This is a genomic window from Rhodococcus sp. DMU1 (genome assembly GCF_012272955.1).
Classification (GTDB): domain Bacteria; phylum Actinomycetota; class Actinomycetes; order Mycobacteriales; family Mycobacteriaceae; genus Rhodococcus; species Rhodococcus aetherivorans.
In genome coordinates, this window is the sequence record NZ_CP050952.1 from 4,872,814 (window position 1) to 4,894,191 (window position 21,378).

The 21,378-nt window shown below is 71.1% G+C and carries 21 protein-coding genes; 11 read left to right on the forward strand and 10 right to left on the reverse strand.

What is annotated here, in order from left to right; translation table 11 throughout:
* The first annotated feature begins 564 nt into the window (after positions 1–564).
* The 8 genes from HFP48_RS22150 (at position 565) to HFP48_RS22185 (ending at position 8,541) form a co-directional block, all read left to right on the forward strand.
* Entirely contained in the window at positions 565–1,539 is a 975-nt protein-coding gene (locus HFP48_RS22150; RefSeq protein ID WP_168580056.1) for a quinone oxidoreductase, read from the forward strand.
* A gap of 56 nt (positions 1,540–1,595) precedes the next feature.
* Positions 1,596–2,492, forward strand: a complete 897-nt coding sequence (locus HFP48_RS22155; protein ID WP_168580057.1) for a TauD/TfdA family dioxygenase — start codon at positions 1,596–1,598, stop codon at positions 2,490–2,492.
* A gap of 60 nt (positions 2,493–2,552) precedes the next feature.
* The gene (locus HFP48_RS22160) at positions 2,553–3,605 is read left to right on the forward strand and encodes a 3-keto-5-aminohexanoate cleavage protein (RefSeq protein WP_006937062.1); all 1,053 of its coding nucleotides are present in this window, start codon (positions 2,553–2,555) and stop codon (positions 3,603–3,605) included.
* Positions 3,606–3,757: 152 nt separating this feature from the next.
* Entirely contained in the window at positions 3,758–5,113 is a 1,356-nt protein-coding gene (locus HFP48_RS22165) for an MFS transporter (protein WP_006937064.1), read from the forward strand.
* Positions 5,110–5,706 (forward strand): alpha/beta hydrolase, encoded by a 597-nt coding sequence (locus HFP48_RS22170; protein ID WP_168580058.1) that lies wholly within the window; start codon positions 5,110–5,112, stop codon positions 5,704–5,706. Before HFP48_RS22165 ends, HFP48_RS22170 begins: the two co-directional genes overlap by 4 nt.
* Positions 5,707–5,856: 150 nt before the next feature.
* A complete protein-coding gene (gene ftsH / locus HFP48_RS22175; RefSeq protein ID WP_246872457.1) occupies positions 5,857–7,797 on the forward strand; it encodes an ATP-dependent zinc metalloprotease FtsH in 1,941 nt (646 codons plus the stop codon).
* 47 nt (positions 7,798–7,844) lie between these two features.
* Positions 7,845–8,111, forward strand: a complete 267-nt coding sequence (locus HFP48_RS22180) for a hypothetical protein (protein ID WP_029545826.1) — start codon at positions 7,845–7,847, stop codon at positions 8,109–8,111.
* 28 nt (positions 8,112–8,139) lie between these two features.
* A complete protein-coding gene (locus HFP48_RS22185) occupies positions 8,140–8,541 on the forward strand; it encodes a TIGR03668 family PPOX class F420-dependent oxidoreductase (RefSeq protein WP_050035835.1) in 402 nt (133 codons plus the stop codon).
* A 37-nt stretch (positions 8,542–8,578) separates the two neighbouring features.
* Here the strand turns inward: HFP48_RS22185 and HFP48_RS22190 are convergent, their stop codons facing one another.
* From HFP48_RS22190 to HFP48_RS22205, 4 genes are all read right to left on the reverse strand, one after another.
* Positions 8,579–9,991, reverse strand: a complete 1,413-nt coding sequence (locus HFP48_RS22190; protein WP_168580059.1) for an alkaline phosphatase PhoX — start codon at positions 9,989–9,991, stop codon at positions 8,579–8,581.
* 117 nt (positions 9,992–10,108) lie between these two features.
* Positions 10,109–10,774, reverse strand: coding sequence for a metalloregulator ArsR/SmtB family transcription factor (locus HFP48_RS22195; RefSeq protein WP_168580060.1), 666 nt, complete (start codon positions 10,772–10,774; stop codon positions 10,109–10,111).
* Positions 10,767–12,083, reverse strand: coding sequence for an MFS transporter (locus tag HFP48_RS22200; RefSeq protein ID WP_006939757.1), 1,317 nt, complete (start codon positions 12,081–12,083; stop codon positions 10,767–10,769). Before HFP48_RS22200 ends, HFP48_RS22195 begins: the two co-directional genes overlap by 8 nt.
* 145 nt (positions 12,084–12,228) lie before the next feature.
* Positions 12,229–12,468: a hypothetical protein gene (locus tag HFP48_RS22205; protein WP_006939756.1), complete on the reverse strand. Its 240-nt coding sequence runs from the start codon at positions 12,466–12,468 to the stop codon at positions 12,229–12,231.
* 223 nt (positions 12,469–12,691) lie between these two features.
* On the opposite strand from HFP48_RS22205, the gene HFP48_RS22210 reads away from it, so the two are divergent.
* Positions 12,692–13,024 carry a hypothetical protein gene (locus HFP48_RS22210; RefSeq protein WP_029545834.1) on the forward strand — a complete coding sequence of 111 codons (333 nt, stop codon included), beginning with the start codon at positions 12,692–12,694 and terminating at the stop codon, positions 13,022–13,024.
* A gap of 18 nt (positions 13,025–13,042) precedes the next feature.
* Here the strand turns inward: HFP48_RS22210 and HFP48_RS22215 are convergent, their stop codons facing one another.
* A complete protein-coding gene (locus HFP48_RS22215) occupies positions 13,043–14,479 on the reverse strand; it encodes a hypothetical protein (RefSeq protein WP_168580061.1) in 1,437 nt (478 codons plus the stop codon).
* Positions 14,480–14,659: 180 nt separating this feature from the next.
* On the opposite strand from HFP48_RS22215, the gene HFP48_RS22220 reads away from it, so the two are divergent.
* Positions 14,660–15,217 (forward strand): CsbD family protein, encoded by a 558-nt coding sequence (locus tag HFP48_RS22220; protein ID WP_168580062.1) that lies wholly within the window; start codon positions 14,660–14,662, stop codon positions 15,215–15,217.
* Positions 15,218–15,246: 29 nt separating this feature from the next.
* Complete coding sequence (locus HFP48_RS22225; protein WP_050035839.1) at positions 15,247–15,939, forward strand: IF2 family translation initiation factor; 693 nt, start codon at positions 15,247–15,249, stop codon at positions 15,937–15,939.
* A gap of 28 nt (positions 15,940–15,967) precedes the next feature.
* Here HFP48_RS22225 and HFP48_RS22230 read toward each other — a convergent pair whose 3' ends face one another.
* From HFP48_RS22230 to HFP48_RS22250, 5 genes are all read right to left on the reverse strand, one after another.
* Complete coding sequence (locus tag HFP48_RS22230; protein ID WP_029545838.1) at positions 15,968–17,008, reverse strand: TIGR03617 family F420-dependent LLM class oxidoreductase; 1,041 nt, start codon at positions 17,006–17,008, stop codon at positions 15,968–15,970.
* 20 nt (positions 17,009–17,028) lie between these two features.
* A complete protein-coding gene (locus HFP48_RS22235) occupies positions 17,029–17,229 on the reverse strand; it encodes a hypothetical protein (protein WP_168578825.1) in 201 nt (66 codons plus the stop codon).
* An 83-nt stretch (positions 17,230–17,312) separates the two neighbouring features.
* The gene (gene fadD1, locus HFP48_RS22240; protein ID WP_168580063.1) at positions 17,313–18,917 is read right to left on the reverse strand and encodes a fatty-acid--CoA ligase FadD1; all 1,605 of its coding nucleotides are present in this window, start codon (positions 18,915–18,917) and stop codon (positions 17,313–17,315) included.
* Positions 18,918–18,921: 4 nt separating this feature from the next.
* Complete coding sequence (locus tag HFP48_RS22245; protein ID WP_168580064.1) at positions 18,922–19,911, reverse strand: alpha/beta hydrolase; 990 nt, start codon at positions 19,909–19,911, stop codon at positions 18,922–18,924.
* 39 nt (positions 19,912–19,950) lie between these two features.
* Positions 19,951–21,273 (reverse strand): NAD(P)-binding domain-containing protein, encoded by a 1,323-nt coding sequence (locus tag HFP48_RS22250; protein ID WP_065922119.1) that lies wholly within the window; start codon positions 21,271–21,273, stop codon positions 19,951–19,953.
* Positions 21,274–21,378: the final 105 nt, after the last annotated feature.

Here is a 21,378-nt window from a genome sequence, read left to right on the forward strand (position 1 = left end):
CTGCATCGACGATCCCGGTGCTGGGGACGTGGCCCGCGGAGTGCGGGACTCGATCGAGAACCCATGTGGGTCTTCGGCTTGCCACTCCACGGTAGCCGAACCGCACCCACCGTACTTATCTCATCGGGTCAGCAGACTATTCGTATCGGGACAGGGTTGATGGCGCACAGACCACACCGCCTGCAGTCCACGCGAATCCGATGAGCACCGTTGTCGCACACCGACGCCGCCCCGGTCGGCTCGATCGACCGACACCGTCCCACACCATCACGCCCTCGCATCCGGGATGCAGCCGGCTCGAACCCGGCGGGATGCACCTCCCGGGCCGGCGAGACCGCTGGATCGCCGCAGCGTCCCGAAGCGAATATTTGGAGTCCCGCCAGGATAAGTATCCATGGGATGGTCCGACTAGAGTTGGGTTCATCACAGCACGGGCCACCCGGTGACCGCCCTCACAAGCCGAACCGGCGCACCCGAGTGAATCCAAAAGCTGTTCCACAGCACAACGTTTCGGATCTCCGAGTCGTCACGACGCGAGCACCCGGGACCGAGAAGGAGAATACCGTGGCGAAGGCCGTTCGTTTCTACGAGACCGGTGGACCGGAGGTCCTGCGGTGGGAGAACGCCGAGGTCGGGGAACCCGGCCCGGGCGAGGTCCGGATCCGCCACGGTGCGGCCGGCCTCAACTTCGCCGACACCTACTTCCGGACCGGGCTCTACCCGGCCGCGTTGCCCGCCGGCATGGGCGTCGAGGCGGCGGGTGTGGTCGAGGCCGTCGGCACCGGCGTGTCGCACGTGCGGGAGGGTGACCGCGTCACCTACACCGGCAGCCCGCTGGGCGCCTACAGCACCGAGCGGGTGATGCCGGCCGAGCACCTGATCACGCTCCCGGACGGGATCGCGTTCGAGACCGCGGCGTCGATGACCATGCGCGGGCTCACCAGTGCGTATCTACTGCGGCGCATCGTCGCGCTGGACGCCGGGGACACGGTGCTGCTGCACGCCGCCGCAGGCGGGGTCGGCTCCATCGTCACCCAATGGGCGAATCTGCTGGGCATCAACGTGATCGGCACCGTGTCCAGCGACGCAAAAGCCGAGATCGCCCGCGCCAACGGCTGTGCACACGTGATCGTCTACACCCGCGAGAACGTCCCCGCCCGGGTCCGCGAGATCACCGACGGGGTCGGAGTGCCGGTGGTGTTCGACAGCATCGGCGCCTCCACCTTCGCGACCTCGCTCGACTCGCTGGCCCGCCGCGGCCTGCTGGTGTGCTTCGGCACCGCGTCCGGGCCGATCCCGCCGATCGACGCGATGTCGCTGGCGGTGAAGGGCTCGCTGTTCGTGACCCGTCCCGCGCTGGCGGACTACATCGCCGACCCGGCCGAGCGGGCCGAACTGGCCGGCGAGGTGTTCGGCCACGTCGCCGCCGGCCGGATCCGCATCGACATCAACCAGCGCTACGAGCTGGCCGACGCGGTGACCGCACACCGCGATCTCGAGGCCGGCGCCAGCATCGGCACCTCGGTGTTCACCCTCTGAACCCGGCGAATACCCGACACCGTCACCGAACCCCAATTCTTCTAGGAGACAACGCAATGTCTGTCACGATCGAGATGCCCCGGCGGACACGGACGGTGACCCCGTTCCGGGTCGAGCCGTTGACCGCCACGATCGGTGCGGAGCTGTTCGACGTGGACCTGGGCGAGGTGTCGCGCGACGACGCCCTGTTCGCCGAGCTGCGTGCGCTGCTGCTGCGTCACAAGGTGCTGTTCCTGCGCGGGCAGGACTTCACCCGCGCCGAGCACGTCGCGCTGGCGGAACGGTTCGGCCCGCTCGAGGATCACCCGGTGGCCGGCAGCGACCCCGACCATCCCGGGCTGGTGCGGATCTACAAGGACCTCGACAGCGCGCCGGAGCACTACGAAAACGCCTACCACTGCGACGCCACGTGGCGGCGGAACCCTCCGATGGGTTCGGTGCTGCGCGCCGTGGAGATCCCACCGGTCGGCGGCGACACCGTCTGGGTGAACATGGCGCAGGCCTACACGCGGCTGCCGCAATCGGTGAAGGACCGGATCGACGGGCTGCGCGCCCGGCACAGCATCGAGGCCAGCTTCGGTGCGAACATGCCCCTCGAGGCCCGGCACGCGCTGCACGAGCGGTTCCCCGACGCCGAGCACCCGGTGGTGCGCACCCATCCGGAAACCGGGGAGAAGATCCTGTTCGTCAACGCCTTCGCCACCCATTTCGTCAACTACCACACCCCCGACAACGTCCGCTTCGGCATCGACTACGCCCCCGGCGCCGGGGATCTGCTGCGCTACCTGATCAGCCAGGCCGCGATCCCGGAATACCAGGTGCGGTGGCGCTGGACCCCCAACAGCGTCGCCATCTGGGACAACCGATCCACGCAACACTATGCGGTGCAGGACTATTGGCCCGCAGTACGCAAGATGGAACGCGCCGGCATCGTCGGCGACGCCACCTTCTGACCCATCCCCCGTCCCGTTCACCCTCACCAACCCCACCACAACTCTGATCGGAGCACCACCATGCACTTCCACGACGACGCCCTGTTCCCGGAGAACCAGGAGAAGCTGGTCATCACCGTCGCCCCCTACGGCCCGGAGTGGGACATCGACGACTTCGCCGAGGACCTGCCACTGACCATGGACGAGCACGTGCAGAAGGCGGTGGACTGCTACGAGGCCGGCGCGACCGTGCTGCACATCCACGTGCGGGAACTCGACGGCAAGGGCTCCAAGCGGCTCTCGAAGTTCAACGAGCTGCTGGCACGGCTGCGCGAGGCGGTACCCGAGATGATCCTGCAGGTCGGCGGCTCGATCTCGTTCGCACCCGAAGGCGAGGGCGCGGACGCGAAGTGGCTCTCCGACGACACCCGCCACATGCTCGCCGAACTCGACCCCAAGCCCGACCAGGTCACCATCGCGATCAACACCAATCAGATGAACATCGTCGAGCTGATGACCGCCGACGACATCGCCGGCACCTCCTTCGAGCGCCCCGAGGTCTACGACGCCTACCGCGAGATGACCGTCCCGGCCGGGCCGGGCTGGGTCGAGGAGCACCTGCGCCGGCTGCAGGCCAACGGTATCCAGCCGCACTTCCAGCTCGCCAACATCGCCCAGCTCGAGACCGTGGAGCGGTTGATCCGTCGCGGCGTCTACACCGGCCCGCTGATGGTGACCTGGGTCGGCATCGGCGGCGGCTTCGACGGCCCCAACCCGTACAACATGATGGAGTTCATCCGCCGCACACCCGACGGGGCGGTGCTCACCCTGGAAACCCTGATGCGCAGCGTACTGCCGGTCAACACCATGGCCATCGCGATGGGCCTGCACGCCCGCTGCGGCACCGAGGACACCCTGTGGGGCCGCAAGGGCGAGAAGATGACCTCCGTGGCGCAGGTCGAACAGCTCGTCCGCATCGCGAACGAACTCGGTCGCGAGGTCGCCACCGGCAAGGAGGCCCGCGAGATCTACAAGCTCGACGAGCACTACACCAGCGCCGAGGAGACCCTCGCCAAGATCGGCTTCGCGCCCAACCGCCGCCCCGGCCAGCGCGGCTTCACCCAGCACGCCTGACGCAGCATCCGCGTGACCCGCGGGGCGTGACACCACGCCCCGTGCCGCGCCCCCGGGCACGCGAAACCCTTTCTCCCACCGGCCGTCAGCACCACAAACTTCACCCCCAGCCATCGCGCTCCTCCCCACCCCACCCGAGGTTTAGGAAGATCATGTCCTCTCTCACCCCCACCGCGCCGGAGCGGACCGCGACCGTGTCGGCGCCGTCTCGCCGCAGCGGGCGATCCCGGTTCTACCCGTGGCTCGTGTTCGCACTCACCTTCGGGCTGCTGCTGTCGGACTACATGTCCCGGCAGGTCCTCAGTGCGGTGTTCCCGTTCCTGAAAGCCGAATGGTCGCTGTCGGATTCGCACCTCGCATCGCTGAACAGCGTGGTCGCGTTGATGGTCGGGTTGCTCACCCTGCCGCTGTCGATGCTCGCCGACCGGTGGGGCCGGGTGCGCAGCCTCGTCGTGATGGCCGCGTTGTGGAGCGTGGCGACCCTGCTGTGCGCGGTGGCGGGCTCCTACGAGCAGATGCTCGGCGCCCGGTTCCTGGTCGGGGTCGGTGAGGCCGCCTACGGCAGCGTCGGTATCGCGGTCGTGCTCAGCGTGTTCGCGCCGCGGCTGCGGGCCTCGCTCTCGGGTGCGTTCATGGCCGGCGGCTCGTTCGGGTCGGTGATCGGCGTCGCATTCGGCGGGGTCATCGCCGTGCAGCTGTCCTGGCGCTGGTCCTTCGCGTCGATGGCGATCTTCGGGCTGATCCTGGTCGCGCTGTTCTGGGCCCTGGTCAGCGAGCGCAAGCTCGCCCGCCACGCCATCGACGACGACACGAACACCACCCACACCGAGGCGCCGGGCCCGGTTGCACGTGCCCCGATCTCGAGCCTGTTCACCAACCCCGCGGTGCTGTGCGCCTACATCGGCGGCGGGCTGCAGATGTTCACCGCCGCCGCGCTGATGGCGTGGCTGCCCAGCTTCTTCGGCCGCTCCTACGGGCTGGCCGCGGACAAGGCCGCCGCGATGGCCGCGGTCTTCGTGCTGCTCATCGGCGCCGGCATGATCGTGTGCGGCATCGTCGCCGACCGGGCCGCCCGCATCGACCCGGCCCGCAAGTGGACAGTCGCGATCGCGATCAGCCTCGCCGCCGGGGTACTGCTGATCGTCGGGTTCCGGCTGCCGGTCGGCACCGCCCAGCTGGTGCTGCTCGGACTGGGCGCGTTCTTCTCCGCCGGCTCCACCGGCGCGGTCACCGCGATGGTCGCCAATCTGACCCACCCCACCGTGCGGGCGTCGGCGTTCGGCACCACCACCCTGGCCAACAGCCTGCTCGGGCTGGCCGCGGGCCCGTTCGTCGTCGGTGTCCTCGCGGACAGGATCAGCCTCGCCAATGCTCTGCAACTTGCGCCGCTCGTCTACCTGGGCGCGGTCGCGGTGCTGCTGGCCGGCAAGCGCGTCTACCCCGCCGGCGTCCGCAAGCTCGCCACCCTGTCCGCCACCCCCGCGCAGCAGACCGGAGCCGACAAGTGAGCACCCTCGATACCACGACCGTGGTGATCGTGCCGGGCCTGCGCGGCCACGTCGCCGAGCACTGGCAGACCCTGCTCGCCGCGCGGCTGCCGAAGGTGACCACGGTCGAGCCGCTGCAGCGCGACAAGTTCGGTCTCGCCGCCCGCGTCGCCGCCCTCGACGAGGTCGTCGCCGGCACGACCGGCCCGGTGCTGCTGGTCGCGCACAGCGCCGGTGTGATGATCACCGTGGCGTGGGCCCAGCGCCACGACCACCGCGTCGTGGGCGCGTTGTTGGCCACCCCACCCGACCTCACCGTCGCGCTGCCCGCCGGCTACCCCACCCCCGAGCAGCTACGCGACAACGGCTGGTATCCCACCCCGCGCACACCGCTGCGGTTTCCCAGCATCGTCGCCGCCAGCAGCAACGACCCGCTCTGTGGGTTCGACCGGGCCGCCGCTCTCGCGCGGCACTGGGGCAGCAGACTCGTCGACGCCGGACCGGTCGGGCACCTCAACCCCGCCGCCGGCTACGGCCACTGGCCCGCCGCCGAGGACCTCGTCCGTGAACTTGCCGAGGCACCGCCGCCCCGACCGGTCCCCGTCCGGGCCTGAGCCCCGGACCGTGGCGGCGAACCCTGCGATACCGACGTCGAGGTTCGCCGCCACACTCGACAGTCTCTCGTCGATCCTGCTGACACGGGTGAGGACCTCCGTGCGTCCGGATACCGTGGATCCGACACGGACAGGTCAGGAGAGCGCCGAATGATCACACGGACCAGGTTCTTCTCCGTTCACCACTCACGGTCGGCGCGATCGGGGCCTCCCCCGGACCCGCCGCCCCCGCCGGCGCCGTCCTCGGGCCTGTGGTGGCAGCTGGTCGCGGTCGCCGTCCTGCTCGGCGGCCTGGTGGTCGCCCTGGCCCTGCAGACCCCGACCTCGAGCACCCTGACCTACAGCGACTTCGTGGACCGGGTCGATGCGGGCACCGTGGAAGAGGTGACGATCGACGACAAGGGATCGGTCTACGGAACACTTTCCGATGGAACCGAATTCGTCACCCAGCTACCCACCGCGCTGGACCTCGCCGGGCTCGACAACAAGCTGCAGGCGAAGCAGGTCCGGGTCAGCGCGGAACAGACCGACGACAGCCCGTGGGGGGCGATTCTGTTCAGCATGCTGCCCTTCGTGGTGTTCGCGGGACTGCTGCTGTGGCTCGGCCGCCGGGCGCAGCGCGCATTCAGCGGCGGCGCCGGCGGTATCGGGGGCATCGGAACGTTCGGCCGCTCGAAGGCCCGGGTGATCGAGGCGAACCGGCCGACCACCCGCTTCGCCGACGTCGCCGGATACGACGGCGTCAAGCAGGAGATCAGCGAGGTCGTCGACTTCCTGCGGGATCCGGAGAAGTACGCGGCCGCCGGCGCGAAGGGTCCCCGCGGCGTGCTGATGATCGGCCCGCCGGGCACCGGCAAGACGCTGCTGGCCCGCGCGGTGGCGGGTGAAGCAGAGGTGCGCTTCCTGTCCGTCACGGGCTCGGAGTTCGTGGAGATGTTCGTCGGCGTCGGCGCCTCCCGCGTGCGGGACCTGTTCGAGCAGGCCCGCAAGAGCCCCCCGTCGATCATCTTCATCGACGAGATCGACGCCATCGGCAGCAAGCGCGGCGTCGGGACCTACGCCGGAAACGACGAGCGGGAGCAGACGCTCAACCAGTTGCTGGCCGAGATGGACGGCTTCGATCAGAGCGTCGGCATCGTGGTGCTGGCAGCGACGAACCGCCCGGAGGCGCTCGATCCGGCACTGCTGCGGCCGGGCCGGTTCGACCGCACGGTGGTCATCCCCCTGCCCACCCAGTCGGAACGGGCCGCGATCCTCTCGGTGCACCTACAGGGCAAACACCTCGGGCCCGACGTCGATCTGAGTGTGCTCGCGCGGGCCACCCCGGGGTTCTCGGGTGCGGATCTGGCGAACCTGGTCAACGAGGCCGCGATCAACGCCGTCCGCGACGACCGCACCGTCATCTGCGCCGACGACTTGTCGTCCGCGCGCGACCGCCTGCTGCTCGGCCGCCGCGAGAGCGCCAACGCCCTGCTCCCCGAGGAACGGACCTCGGTGGCGGTGCACGAATCGGGTCACGCGCTGCTCGCGGCCCTGTGCCCGCACGCCGACCCGGTGGCGAAGGTGACGATCCTGCCCGCGGGCATGGCGCTGGGATCGACCCAGCAGCTCCCCGAGGTCGAACGCCACCTCTACAGCGAGGGATATCTCAACGATCTGCTCACCGTGCGGGTGGGTGGGCGGGCCGCGGAGATCGTCGTGTTCGGGGAGGGCTCGACCGGCGCCGCCGACGATCTGAGCGGCGCGACCCGGATCGCCGTGCGCATGGTGCGGGAATTCGGGCTGTCCGAAGCGTTCGGCCCGGTGGGGTACGGCTCCGGCGATCCCAACTACCTCCATGCCGACACCAGCGACCGGAGCCTCGTGCGGCCCTACTCGGAACACACCCAGCAGCTCGTGGACCGCGAGGTCGCCCGGCTGCTGCGGGCCGCCGAGGAACGGGCGGTCGCGCTCCTGACGCAGCATCGGACGGCGCTGGACCGGCTGGCCGCGATCCTCGTCGAGGAGGAGACCGTCGACGGCGACGTCGTCCTCGATGTGCTTCGGGTGGAAGCGGACACGGCCCGGCCGCAGCGCCTCGGCAGCACCTGAGGAATGCGCCCGACATGATTCGCCGCGCCGCGGGGAACCCGGTCCCCATGGCACCTCTCCCCGACCCCACGACGGCACGGCACTACCGCATCCACGAGACTCCCGACGGTCACCGTTGGGTGATCTGCACCCACGACCCGTCGCTGGGCATCGATTTCGGCCCGGGACCGGAGGCCGAGTCCTGGGCGCGGGAAGCCTGGGCCGACCTGGAATCCCCGCCGCCGCAGAACCAGTACAACTGGCGGCCGGCGCCGCCGGGCCTCGCGGGCTCGCGGTTCGGCCCCGACAGGCGGATCCCCGGACCGAGAAGGTAACGGCCGGCGGGCGCCTACCGTGGGGGGTGTGGACGCACGCGCTCTCGTCACCGCCGCCCGCGTCGCACGGCTCGCCACCGCCGGGCCCGACGGGCGCCCGCACCTCGTCCCGATCGTGTTCGCGCTCGCCGGCGACGTCCTCTACACCTGCGTCGACGACAAACCGAAGACGACGCGCCGGCTGCGGCGCCTGCGCAACATCGAGGGCAACCCGCACGTCACCGTGCTCGTCGACCACTACGAGGAGGACTGGACGCACCTGTGGTGGGTACGCCTCGACGGCACCGCCACCGTCCACGACCCGCGCTCCGCGGTCGGCACGGCCGGTCTCGATGCGCTCGCCGTCAAGTACGCCCAGTACCGCGCCGCCCGCCCGGCGGGGCCGGTGCTCCGGATCGCCGATCTGCGCTGGCGGTCCTGGTCCGCCTGACACGCACGGCCCGCGCGGCGCCGCGCGGGCCGTGCGATCAGTTGATCGGACGACGCCACGGCCCGGTAATGGCAAGGACCAGCCCGGGCGACTGGATGTTGACGAACAGGGTCTTGCCGTCGGCACTGAACGCCGGTCCGCAGAACTCGCTGTCGTTGAGTTCGTTGCGGGCGATGGCGAACGGCTGTCCCTCGGCGGTGACGCCGATGAGGTGGCTGATGCCGTCGCCGTCCTCGGCGAGGATCACGCCGCCGTACGGCGAGACGGTGATGTTGTCGGGACCGTCGTAGTTGCCGGTGTCGACGGACGGGTCGGGGTTGACCCCGAACAGCGTCTTCAGCGTGACCGTCTGCGAGGCCGGATCGTAGAACCACACCTGGCCGTCGTGCTCGGCGACGCTGCCGTCGCTGGTGCGGGCGTAGCTGGCGACGAAGTAGGCGCCGCCGTCGCCCCACCACTGGCCCTCGAGCTTGCGACTGCGGGTGACCTCGTCGGCGGCGAACTGTGCGCGCACCGGCGTGGTGGCGGCGTCGCGGTCGGGGACGTCGACCCACTCCACCGCGTAGCGCACGCCCGGCTCGGTGGCCTGCGACAGGTCGGGCACGTGCGTGCCGCCGTCGAGGCACTTCATCGCCTGCAGGCTGCCCGCCGTGTCGCCGCCCGGCGACACGGCGAGTTCACGCAGGGCGCCCGGCCCGCCGCGGAAACCCTGCGGCGGCGTCCACCGGAAGAACAGGCCGTTGGGCTCGTCGGCGTCCTCGGTGAGGTAGATCGCGCTCGATGCCGGGTCCACGGCGACGGCCTCGTGCGCGTACCGGCCGAGGAACTTCAGCGGCACCGGGCTCTTGCCGCGGTTGGCTTCCTGGCTCGCGGGGTCGACCTCGAAGACGTATCCGTGGTCGAGCGTGAATCCCTTGGAGCCGGCGCGTGCCTCGGTTTCCTCGCACGTCAGCCACGTGCCCCACGGGGTGATTCCGCCGGCGCAGTTGTTCACGGTGCCGGCCAGGCTGACGTACTGGCCCGTGCGCTGCCCGTTCGGCCCCACCGTGACGGTGGTGGTGCCGCCTCGGGCGCCGGGGTCGTAGGTCAGGCCGTCGACGACGGGCACGCCGAACGGCTCGTCCTTGCCGATCTCGTGGTTGGTCACGATCGTGGAACCGTTGCCGTGCGCGAACACGCCGTTGGCGTCGGGATCGCTGGGGACGGGCGTGCCGTCGTCGAGGGTCGTCTCCCCGGAGCGCGACACCACGGTGTACGAAAAGCCCACAGGCAGGGCGAGAATGCGGTTGGGATCCGGGACGAGCGGGCCGTAGCCGATCGCCGTGCCGGGCACGGCGGACGCAAGTCCGGGGCGGACGATCGCCTCGACGCTGCCGGCGAGGGCCACGCCGAGTCCGGCCAGCGCGGTGCGTCCGAGGAACCCGCGGCGATTCAGTGGTGCCGTCGTCACTGTTTCGATACCTCCATCGATCCGGTCGAGTCCTTCGGACCGTAGGTACCGGAAAGCCCGGTTCGGTGGCCGGCGCGTGACCCGGAACTGAACCGGACGCGAACGTCGCGGAGGCGGTCAGGCGACGTCCGAGTCGACGGGCAGCCCGGCGAGTCGCCACTCGAGCACACCGTCGGCGGCGCGCCGGGCGGGCACGCCGTGGGTGTGCAGCAGCCGGACGGCGTCGTGGGCGAGCACGCAGTACCGGCCGCGGCAGTAGGCGACGATCTCGCGGCCCGCCGGCAGGTCCGCGAGCCGCTCGGTCAGCTCGTCGAGTGGCACGTGCAGCGCGCCGGGCAGGTGCCCGGCGGCGTATTCGGCCTCGGGGCGCACGTCGAGCAGGACCACCTCGCCGGTCTCGAGACGGTGCAGCAGTTCCTCGGTGCCGACGGCCGTGGTGTCGTCCGGGCCGAGATACGCGCGACGGGCGAGCTCGGTGTGCGGGCGGTGCCGCTGGGCGACGCGGCGCAGGGTGTCCCACAGGACGGCCACGTCGTCCCCGGCGAGCGAGTAGAAGATCCGCTTGCCGTCGCGGCGGGACTGCACCAGCCCGGCCGCGCGCAGCGTCTGCAGGTGCGCCGAGCAGGTGCTCACCCCGAGCCCGGCGGCGACGGCGAGCTCGTCCACGCTGCGCGGGCCCTGCGCGAGCAGGTCGAGCAGTTCCAGGCGCGCGGGGTTGCCGAGCACCTTGCCGACGGCGGCGAACTCCCCGAAGAGGGCATCCTTGGCGGCTCGGTCAGCCATGGGCGGGGTCCTCCTGTGCGACGCGGGCAGGTCGGGGGTGGGTCTCGTACATGCGCACCGCGACGATCAGCCCGGACAGGGCGGTCAGCGCGGCCACGACCCACACGGCGGCGTGGACGCCGAACGCGTCGGCGACGATACCGGCCAGCAGGGCGCCGGCGGCGAATCCGCCGTCGCGCCAGAGCCGGTACACGCCCACGGACCGTGCCCGCCAGGCGGGGTGGGCGACGTCGCCGATCGAGGCGAGCAGGGTCGGGTAGACCAGCGCGGTGCCGGCGCCGAGCGCCACCGCGGCGATCGCCCACGGCAGGAACGCATCCGAGACGGCGATCACGGCCAGGGCGAGGGCCTGCAGCCACATGCCGGCGACGATCATCCACTTGCGGCCCCACCGGTCCGACAGCGCGCCGGTGACCAGCTGGCCGACTCCCCACACGGCCGGGTACAGCGCGGCGAGGACGCCGATTCGGCCGACCGAGAGGCCGGCCGCGGCGAACAGGATCGGGAACAGGCCCCAGGCGAGGCCGTCGTTGAGGTTGTTGACCAGGCCGGCCTGGCTGGCGGACGACAGTGCCGGTTCCTTGAAGCTGGTCTGGACGAACACCTGCCGGTCGGTGAGCTTGTCGTGCAGGTGGTCGTGGCGTCCGTCGGCGCGGGCCACGTGGCCGACGGCTTCGAGGCGCGCGTGTTCGCGGGTCTCCTTCACTGCGAGGGTGGACAGTCCCAGGCCGAGCGCCGCGAAGGCGATGCCGAGCAGGAACGGCGCCGGCCGCAGACCGTAGGCCTCGGCCAGGTAGCCGGTGGCGAGCGCGGTCGCGGCGACGGCGGCATACCCCGCGGCCTCGTTCAGTCCCATCGCGAGCCCCCGGCGGGCCGGGCCGACGAGGTCGATCTTCATCACCACCGTGGTGGACCAGGTCAGTCCCTGGCTGATGCCGAGCAGCACGTTGGCGAAGATCACCCAGCCCCACGACGGAGCCCAGATGAGCAGCAGCGGCACCGGGACTGCGACCAGCCAGCCGGCCACGAGCACCGGTTTGCGCCCGTACCGGTCGGAGAAGGTGCCCGCGAAATAGTTGGTGATCGCCTTCGACAGGCCGAAGACGAGGATGAACGACAGGCCGGCGGTGTAGGCGCGGATGCCGAATTCCTCCTCGGCGAGCAGCGGCAGCACGGTGCGTTCCTGGCCGAGCATGCCGCCGACGAGGGCGTTGACCACCACCAGCAGCGTGAACTGGGCGGCGTTGCGGCGCAGGCCGAGTCCGATCCGTTCGCCGGACGGGGTGGTGGGGCGCGTGGGGCTGTTCATGAGCCGCCCTCCGGGGACGTGTGGGATCAGGGTCGCCGCGCGCCGGGCCTTCCCGGCGGGAGACGCGGCCGACTTCACTACGACATTCTATGGAATTATGGAATGAACCGCCACCGACGGCGGAGCGGGTGTGCCCTCGCGGCGATCAGTGCAGGTTCTCGGCGTGCCGGACCGCCGTCTCCAGATGTTTGTCGACGCTGCGCAGATCCAGGCGCGCGTCGGCGAGGAGGTCGAGGATCTCGAGGAGCGCGGCCTCGGCGGAGTCTCCGTGGGAATGGCGATCGATCCGCCCGAACTCTTCGCTCAGTTCCTTGATACGTCGATCGAACACGTGCAGATCGGCCCGCAACCGCGAGGCGTGCCGGGCCAGCTCGGGGGTGCTCATTGCGGGACCGTCCTTCGATTCGACGTGCGGGGTGTGAAGTCATCGTGGCCGACGGGGTGCTCCGGCGCCACGCCCGGCACCCGGCCGGTCCGCTCGGCGGATACGCCGCAACCGGCCTTCTCGTCCGGCCGCACAGGTGGAAGAATCACCGGAGAGCTCCCGCACCGGACTCGACGCCCGAAGCGAAGGGTCCGGGGATGTGCCGCGGGGAGGCGGTGACGCGATGGATCCTGTTCGGCTGAACAGCGGTGTGCACCGGTGGTCCACCGAGCATCTCGTGCGGCTCGTGGACCAGAGCACGACGCACGATGCCGCCGTGGGGTGCGGGCCTGTCGAGGCGGCCCGGATCGAATTGGCCCGCAGACGCGCCGGTGGAACGTTCGATTGGATGTGCCTGGTCGAGGATCCCGCCGACCCGGACCACCGCACGGAGAGCTTGATCCTGTCCCTGCCCACGGGAGTGACCGAGGAGCAGGTGCGGTCGGAGGCACTGGCCCGTGCGCGCGCACGGTACGGTCCGCGGGTGGTCGTCCGCCACGTCCGCGCGTACGACTGACGAGGTGCCAGCGGACGATCACGGTCCGGCGTCTCCGCTGAATCCCACCTCGGACAGCGACGTCCGGAAGCGGCCGGGCCCGACCGACGCCAGCTCCGTGATCCAGACGAGCACCTCCGACATCGGTGCAGCCGTCGCCGCCACCGGTATGCGGGTCACGCCGGAGACGAGGACAGCGCCGCCGATCGTCTGCGCCGCGGGGTGCGGGCCGCCACCGCGGGGCGCGGTTCGGATCTCGACACGCGAACCGGCACTGAGGCTGTCGATCCGGACCTCGCCGAGCCGGACCGGCCGCGGGAAGGCGATCGTCAGGCCCACGCCGCTCCGGCCGGCCGGGACCGGCCGGGGATACAGGTCGGTGCTCCAGGCCGTGTTCGGGTTGGCGTCCGCCGCAAGGTCCGCCGTCACCGCATTGTCGGTAGTCCCGTCCCGCGACTGGGCGCGCACGGACAGCGGAACGAGGGGGGCGCTGATCGGCGCCGCCCCGGCACCGATCGTCGGCGCCACGACGGCGACTGCGGGCAGCGTCGGTGCCGTCACCACGGAATCGCCACCCGGGCCACTCAGGGCGGTGCCGGCGACCCAGCCGACCGCGGCGAGGCACGCCACCAGAACCATTGCAGCCGAGGCAGGCACGACCGCGATGCGCCGGGGAGGGGTCGCGGGCGGCCGATGCGCCGGGAACCGTTCCGGTGCCGGCGAAGGGGTTTGGCGGCGTACGGCTTCGGCCGTGCGTTCCGCGCCCCGGAACCGCACGTCGCCACGCGGGAGCATCCGATCCAGCCGGTCGACGAAATCGGTTGCGGTACAAACATGTCCGCCCAAAGCCTCGTCGGCGAGCTGCCGCATCGGCTCTGCGCCGGGGCGCGCCTCGCCGGCGCCGAGCAGGCAGCGCAGCACCGCGCCGAGCCCGGCGACGTCGGTCGTCTCGTCCGCACCGGACAGGATCGCGGGGAAGGCGAGGACGGCGGTACCGCACTCGCCGACCCGGACGCGGACCGGATCGTCCAGGCACAGGACGGTGGACTGCCGGTGCGCGGCGCGCACCGTCTCGGCCAGGCGAAGCGTCATCCGTGCGGCCGCGGCCGGGTCCGGGCGGTCGGCGGCGACGTCGCGCAGCGACCGGCCCCGCGTCCACTCTGCCACCACCACGCAGTGGTCGGTGTCGCCGACGACGTCGAAGACCCGGGCCGCGGCCCCTGCCCGCTCGAAGGCCGCCGAGGCGGTCCGCACGCACAGCCCCGGGAAGAAGCCGGCATCCGGGGCGGGGCGAGGCACGAGGGTCAGCGCGACGGTCCGGTTCATGGCCGTGTCGCGCCCCCGCCAGCACTGCAGGCCGCCCACTATGCCGTGCCGTTCCACCAGCCGGTAGCGGCCGCCGCCGACGTGCGCTCCGGCCTCCGGGAGCACCCGTCGAAGCCTCCCGTCCGGAGCCGAGCCGTCGTTCCCGGTCATCGACGTCGCCTCCCCCTGAGCCGGATCCTCGCGCCTCATTGTCCGCCGGAGCGCAGGCGGCCGGGCCCGGATCCGCACTCCGAAAATCCACCTGCGTGATTGACGCGGGCCATTTCGGGTTACCCCCGGGTAGCGGACAACCCCGCACAGACAGTCCCTACCACCGAGGAGCAGGACGTCATGGACGAAGAGGGCACGTCCGCGGAAGCCCGCGAGGGCTTGCTGGATTCCATCAAGGGCAAGGCGAAGGAAGTCGCGGGCGCGGTGACCGGCAACGACTCGCTCACCGCCGAGGGCCAGCTCCAGCAGGCCGAGGCCCACGCACGCAAGGAGGCGAACACCGCCGAAGCCGTCGCGCGGGCGGAGACCGAGGAGGCTGCGGACGAACTCGGGTCGATCCACGAGCGGGGCGCGCAGGAACGAGCGACGGTCCGGCAGGAGGCCGCGGCCGCGGAGCAGGACGTGCGCCGCCGGCAGCAGAGCGAGCATCTGGTCGCCGAGCAGCAGGCGCAGCACCGGGCCGCGGCCGGGCGGCTCGAAGCCGAACGCGACGCCCGCGTCGAGACGGCGCGCGCGCAGTCCGCCGAGCGCGCCCGGGTGGCCGAGGCCACCGCCGACGCGATCGATGCCACCGAGGAACACCGGGAGGCGATCGACGAGGCCGCCGAGGCGCGCGCCGAGGCCGCGCGGGCCCGGCAGAAGGCCGAGAGCCTCGGCGACGACGCCGAAACGCCCTGACCTCTCATACCCGACGAAGCGGAGACGACATGAACATCACCACCGTGCCCCTGGCCGTGTTGCGCCTTCAGTACCAGATCTTCCGATTCCCGCTGCAGATGATCGAGCAGCAGGTGTTCTCGCGGTTCCCGCCCGACGCACCCCCACGACTGATGTACGAGCGGGGCCTCGGCCTGCTCGACGGGACCGTGGGAACCGTCCTCGGCGCCCGCGACGTGCAGCAGCGCGGCGCCGCGATGACCGAGCGCACCGACGCGTTCGCCCGGGCGAGCGCCCTCGAGGAGGAGGCCGCCCGCAAGGAGCAGGAGGCCGACGCCGCGCTGCGCGCCGAGCGCGAGCAGGCGCGGGCGCAGCAGTCGGAGGCCCACGAGGCGAGGCAGCGTGAGGTGGCGCAGGCCCGGGCCCGTGAGGAGGAGCGCAAGCGCACCGCCGCACGGGAGGCCGAGCAACGCGCCGAGGCGGCGAAACGGCAGGCCGACGCCGAGGCGGCACAGCGCACGCAGGCGGTCGAATCGGCCCGGCGGAAGGAACAGGAGCAGATCAGGGCCGCCGAGCAGGCCGCCGCCGCCCCGGCCGAGGCGCAGCTGAAGGACGCCGCCGACAAACAGGGCGAGGCAGCCGACAAGCGTGCCCGCGCCGAGCGGTTGGAGGATCTGTCCGAGGCGGAGAAGGTCGGGCGTCGTGCCGAGCGCAACGGCGAGGCCGCAGGCGGACCGGCCTGACGAGGCGACCCGTCGGGCGCCGCGGTCCTCACCGCACCGGCCGCACCGGGATCGCCCGGATGCGGTCGAGCAGGGCCGCGAATTCGTCGTCGTCGGCCGGGTCCTCGGGCGGGTCGATCGACAACCCGTCGCACGTGCCGCCGTACCAGGATTCGAGGACGGCCGGCAGCTGGGCGTAGGTGCCGTGCGGGACGAGGGTGCGCAGGACGTCGTCGCTCACCGTCTCCGTCATCTCGTTCCAACGCTGTTCCCGCGCCAGCCTGGTCAGCCGCTCACCGAATTCGGTGAGACCGAGCGCCGCCAGCGTTCCGCGGTAGGCGGGTGTCGAGTACAGGAACGCGAATTCGGAGCGGGCCGCCTCGCGCGCGGCCGCGACGACGCGGTCGTCGCGGCCGGTGATCGCCTTGGGAACCACCACGACGCGGGGGCCGCCGTCGCGCCGGCCGCGGCGTTCGGCGCCCTCCCTCAGTGCGGGCAGGATGTGTTCGCGCAGGAACGTGGGGTGCGAGTTCGTCGGGTGCGTGACGAATCCGTCGGAGCACTCACCGGCGAGCACACACATCCGCCGGTTGACGCCACCGGTCCACAGTTGCGGCGCCGGGACATGGACGGGGCCGGGTCGGAAGTACGGCTGCAACCGGTCGAATGTGTAGTGCGTGCCGCTGTGCGACAGAGGCTCTCCGGTGGCGAACGAGCCGAAGATCGCCCGCAGGGAGTCGAGGTAGTCGCGCAGCTGGGCGGCGGGATTGCTCCACGGCATCGAGAACCGGCCGACGATGTTGCCGCGGACCTGCGTCGCGAGACCGAGCTGGAAGCGGCCCCCGGAGAAGCGGGCGAGCTCCCACGCGGAATACGCGGTCACCATCGGGCTCCGGGCGAAGGCCACGACCATGCTGGTGCGCACCGTCAGCCGCGACGTGTGTTCCAGCGCCAGCGCGCACACGGTGAACGGGTCCCGCACCGTTTCCGACACGTGCACGGTGTCGTACCCGAGCGCCTCGATCCGGCGTACCCGCTCGGCCACCCGGCCCAGTTGCGTGTCCGCCGGCAACGACGCCACCCTCTCCATGGCGAGACCTCTCGTCGCGGTCAGAAGACGACGATTCCGCGCAGGTTCCTGCCCTCGTGCCTGCCGGTGAAGCCCTGGGCGGTGGCGCCGAGCCGGTCGTACGGGGGGAACACCGAGCGTTCCTCGGGCCGCATCCACTCCTCGAGGTGGTCACGCGAGTACTGCTGCCGGCGTTCGAGCAGCGCGTGCACGTCGGAGGCGGCGACGGTGGTTGCGGTCATGACGCGGATGCTAGGAGCGCACCTGCGACGCCCTCGCCGGAGTCCCGCTCAGCGAGACTCGAACGCGCGGCCTCTCCCCCGGCTCACCCGGTCACGACGTAGCCGCCCTCCTCCCCCGATGTCGTGCCCGTCGCGCGACGGTCGCGGCGGGACCACAGCACGCCGCCGCCGGGAGTCGGGCCCTGTTGCACCAGTTCGCGTTTGAGGATCTTGTTCGTAGCGGTACCGGGCAGGTCGGCAGCGATGCGCACGTAGCGGGGCCACGCCTTCGGCGACAGGTCCGGCTGGGCGGCGAGGAACTCCTCGAACATCTCGGGGGTCAGTTCGGCAGCGTCCTGCAGAACCATCGCGGCCATCACCTGGTCGCCGACGTGATCGTCCGGCACCGCGTAGACGGCAACGCGGTTCAGGGCGGGCAGGCGCTGCAGGATCCGTTCGATGGGAGCGGTGGCGAGGTTCTCGCCGTCGACGCGCATCCAGTCCGCGGTGCGGCCCGCCAGGTAGATCCACCCGTCGGCGTCCTTGTACGCGAGGTCGCCGGACCAGAACATGCCGTGGCGGAGTCGCTCGTCGGTGGCCTCCTGGTCGTTGTAGTACCCGGAGAAGAACCCGGCGCCGTGGGTGTTGACCAGTTCGCCGATCGCCTCGTCCGCGTTGATCAGGGCACCGGCGGCGTCGAACTCCGCGGCGGGGCACTCGGTGACGGTGGCGGAGTTGTAGACGGCGACGCCGTCGAGGCCCTTGCCGATCGATCCGCGCGGCGTGCCGGGCTCGCGGGTGACGATGACGGCGTTCTCGGTGGAGCCGAAGCCGTCCCATACCGTGCAGTCGAACCGGCGTGCGAACTCCTCGATGTCGCGATCGGTGGCCTCGTTGCCGAATGCCACGCGCAGCGGGTTGTCCCGGTCATCGGGCCGCTCGGGGGTCGCGAGCACGTAGGCGAGAGGCTTGCCGACGTAGTTCATGTAGGTCGCGCCGCAGCGGCGGATGTCGTCGAGGAACCGGGACGCCGAGAAGACGGCCGGGACCATGGCGGCGCCGCTGCCGATGCCCACGCTCCAGCCGGCGAGGACGGCGTTGGAATGGAACAGCGGCATCGACAAGTAGCAGACGTCGGTGTCGGCGATACCGAACCGACCGATGAGGTTCTGACCCGCGAACAGCACCATCAGGTGGGCGACGCGGACCGGTTTGGGATCGCCGCTCGTGCCCGACGTGAAGATCATCATGAAGGTGTCCATGGCCTCGACCTCGCGGTGCGGGTGCAGGACACCGGCCCCGGCGAGCAGGTCGGCCCACTCCCGCGACGACGTGTCGAGGATCCGCACCCCCGGCAGGTCGAGCCCGGCCAGCAGGGGCCGGTGTTCCGGGTCGGTGACGACGATCTGGCAGTCGGCGCGCCGGATGTCGCGGGCCAGGCCGTCGCCGCGGCGGGTGGTGTTGATGCCGCACAGGACGTAGCCGCCGAGTCCGGCCGCCGCCATGGCCTCGAGCATGTCGGGAGTGTTGCCGAGCAGGGTGCCCACGTGCATCGGGCGGTCCGGGTCCGCCACGCCCAGCAGGGCCGCGGCCTGGGCGGATGCGCGGCCGAGGTGCTCGCGCCACGTCCATGTCCTGTCGCCGTACACGACTGCGGTGGTGTCCTGGTCGCATCGCTCACGGAGGGCTTGCTGGACGGTCTCTGCCATCGGTCTACCTCGTCGTCGTGGGAGCGGCGTCGTCGTGCCGGGGACTCCCGGCGGTGCCGGCGTGCCGGGGACTCCCGGCGGGCGGGCTCCCGGCACCGAGGTGCCGGGACAGGAACGAGATCTGATGGGCGACCGCGGCATCGAACCAGTCGCGCCCCGGCCAGACGTCGAAGTGGTCGCACGGGTAGTGGCGGACCTCGGCCCGTCCCCGGGCGGCGGCGACCGCGGCGGCGTGCGGGGGTGCACTGCGGTCGAAGTCGGCGATCTGGACGAGCAGCGGGCACCGCAGTCCGGCGGCGTCCTTGCCCGGCCGGTAGGTACCGAGTTCGAGCGCGACACCTGCGTCGATCTCGTTGCGCCACGTCGGGCCGGCGAGTGCCGTGTAGTCCTCGAAATACCCGTCCAGGGTCAGTGCCGCGGTCTCGCCGGGGCGGCCCACGATCGGAATCGTTACGGGGGGAAGGCCTCTCAGGGCCGCGACTCGGCTGCGGGTTCCGATCGCGGTGGACCGCAGCATCGACGGCATCGAATGGTGCCGCGCCGCCAGCAGACCCGCGGCGGGGCCGTCGACCAGCGGTGTGAGGGCGACGACGGCCGCGACGTCCCGGCGGTGTGCCCCCACCGAGAGCACATGTCCACCCGCCAGCGACACACCCCACAGGATCAGGCGATTCGGGTCGGCCCCGTCGAGGCGGGCGGCGGCGCACAGGGCGGCCCGGTAGTCGTCCGCCTGGCCGCGCAGGTCGACCCGTTGACGCGGCGCACCACCGGACGCGCCGAATCCCCGGTAGTCGAAGGCGAGGACGTCGAGACCTGCCGCGGCGAGCCGCTCCGCGAACGCCTGGAGGCCGGAATCCTTGGTGCCGCCGAGCCCGTGCGCCATCACGACGACCGGGCGGCCGCCGTCACCGGCGAACGCCTCGCCCTGCCCGGGGAAGTGCCAGGCGTCGCAGAGCGCGTCACCGGATCGGAAGGTCTTGTGTCGGTGTGTCATTCGGATACCTCCTCGGGGAGGTCGGTCGGGTGGACGCGACTACCGGTGCGCAAGCGCCCGTTTCCTGCCGGCGGGTAGTTCGTGTACCCGCAGGTCGTGTTCGTAGAGGAAGTAGTCGACCTGCTGGGTGTGCCGGGGCCGGTCGAGCATGTGCCCGGTGTACTTGCGCTGATCTGCTTCGATCACCCGCTCCATCTCGTCCACCGACGGCAGCCGGTACCGCCCGATCACGTGGGCCGCGACGAGCCGGGCCTGGCATTCGACGAACGGAAACAGGGTAGGCGTGGCCTGTGCGAACCCGACGAAGGCGAGGTTGTCGATGCCGGGCTTGAAGATCCGCTTGTAGAGCGGGATGTGGTTACCGGGCGCGCTGACGAAGTCCTCGTCGAAGAACGGGAAGGTGATGTTGTAGCCGGTGGCGTAGACGACGATGTCGAAGTCCGACGAGGTGCCGTCCTCGAAGTGCACGGTCGCGCCGTCGAGTAGGCGGATGTTCGGCTTGGCGACGACGTCGCCGGAACCGAGGCGCAGCGGCAGTTCCACCGATTGGGTGGGGTGGGCCTCGAAGAACTTGTGGTTGGGCGTGGGCAGGCCGTACCGCTCGGGACGCCCGGCGATGACGGGCTGCCCGAGCTGGGCGAGCTTGCGCTGCCAGGAGAGCGGAAGGTGGGGGCTGGTCCGGTAGTACTTGTCGGCCGGACGGCCCGCGATGTACTTCGGCACGATCCAGGCGCTCGAGCGGGTGGACAGGGTGACCTCGTTGCCGAGCGCCTTGGACGACAGTTCCACCGCGATGTCGGCGGCACTGTTGCCGATCCCGACGACGAGAATGCGCTTGTCCGAGAAGTCGATCGGCGTGCGCGGATCGACGTACCGGTGCGAGTGGAGGGACATGCCCGTGAACTCGCCCGGAAAGTCCGGGATCCGTGGATCCCAGTGGTGACCGTTCGCCACGACGAGGAAGTCGAAGTACCGGGTACGCCCGTCCTCGGTGTCGAGTTCCCACCGGCCGTCCGCGTTCCGGCGGGCATGCACGACACCGTTGCGGAACTCGATCCGTGACTCGAGGTCGAACGCCGCGGCGTATCCGTCGAGGTACTGCTTGATCTGGGTGTGATGTGGGAAGTCGGGGAAGGACTCCGGCATCGGGAAGTCCTTGAACGAGAGCTGATGCTTGGACGTGTCGATGTGCAGCGAGCGGTAGGCGCTGCTGTGCCCGTTGGGATTGCCGAACGCCCAGTTGCCGCCGAGCCGGTCCGACGACTCGAAGCACGTGTAGGGCACTCCGTAGTCCCCGAGCATCTTGCCCGCGGTCAGACCGCTGATTCCCGCGCCGATGACGGCGGTGGTCGGTGCCGGCATGTCGCAGCTCCTCGTGTGCAGGTTCCGGCCATCCGGTGAGCCGGTCCGATCTCCGGCGCGAGCGCGTCCGGTGACGACGACCACAATGTAGAACATGTTCACAGC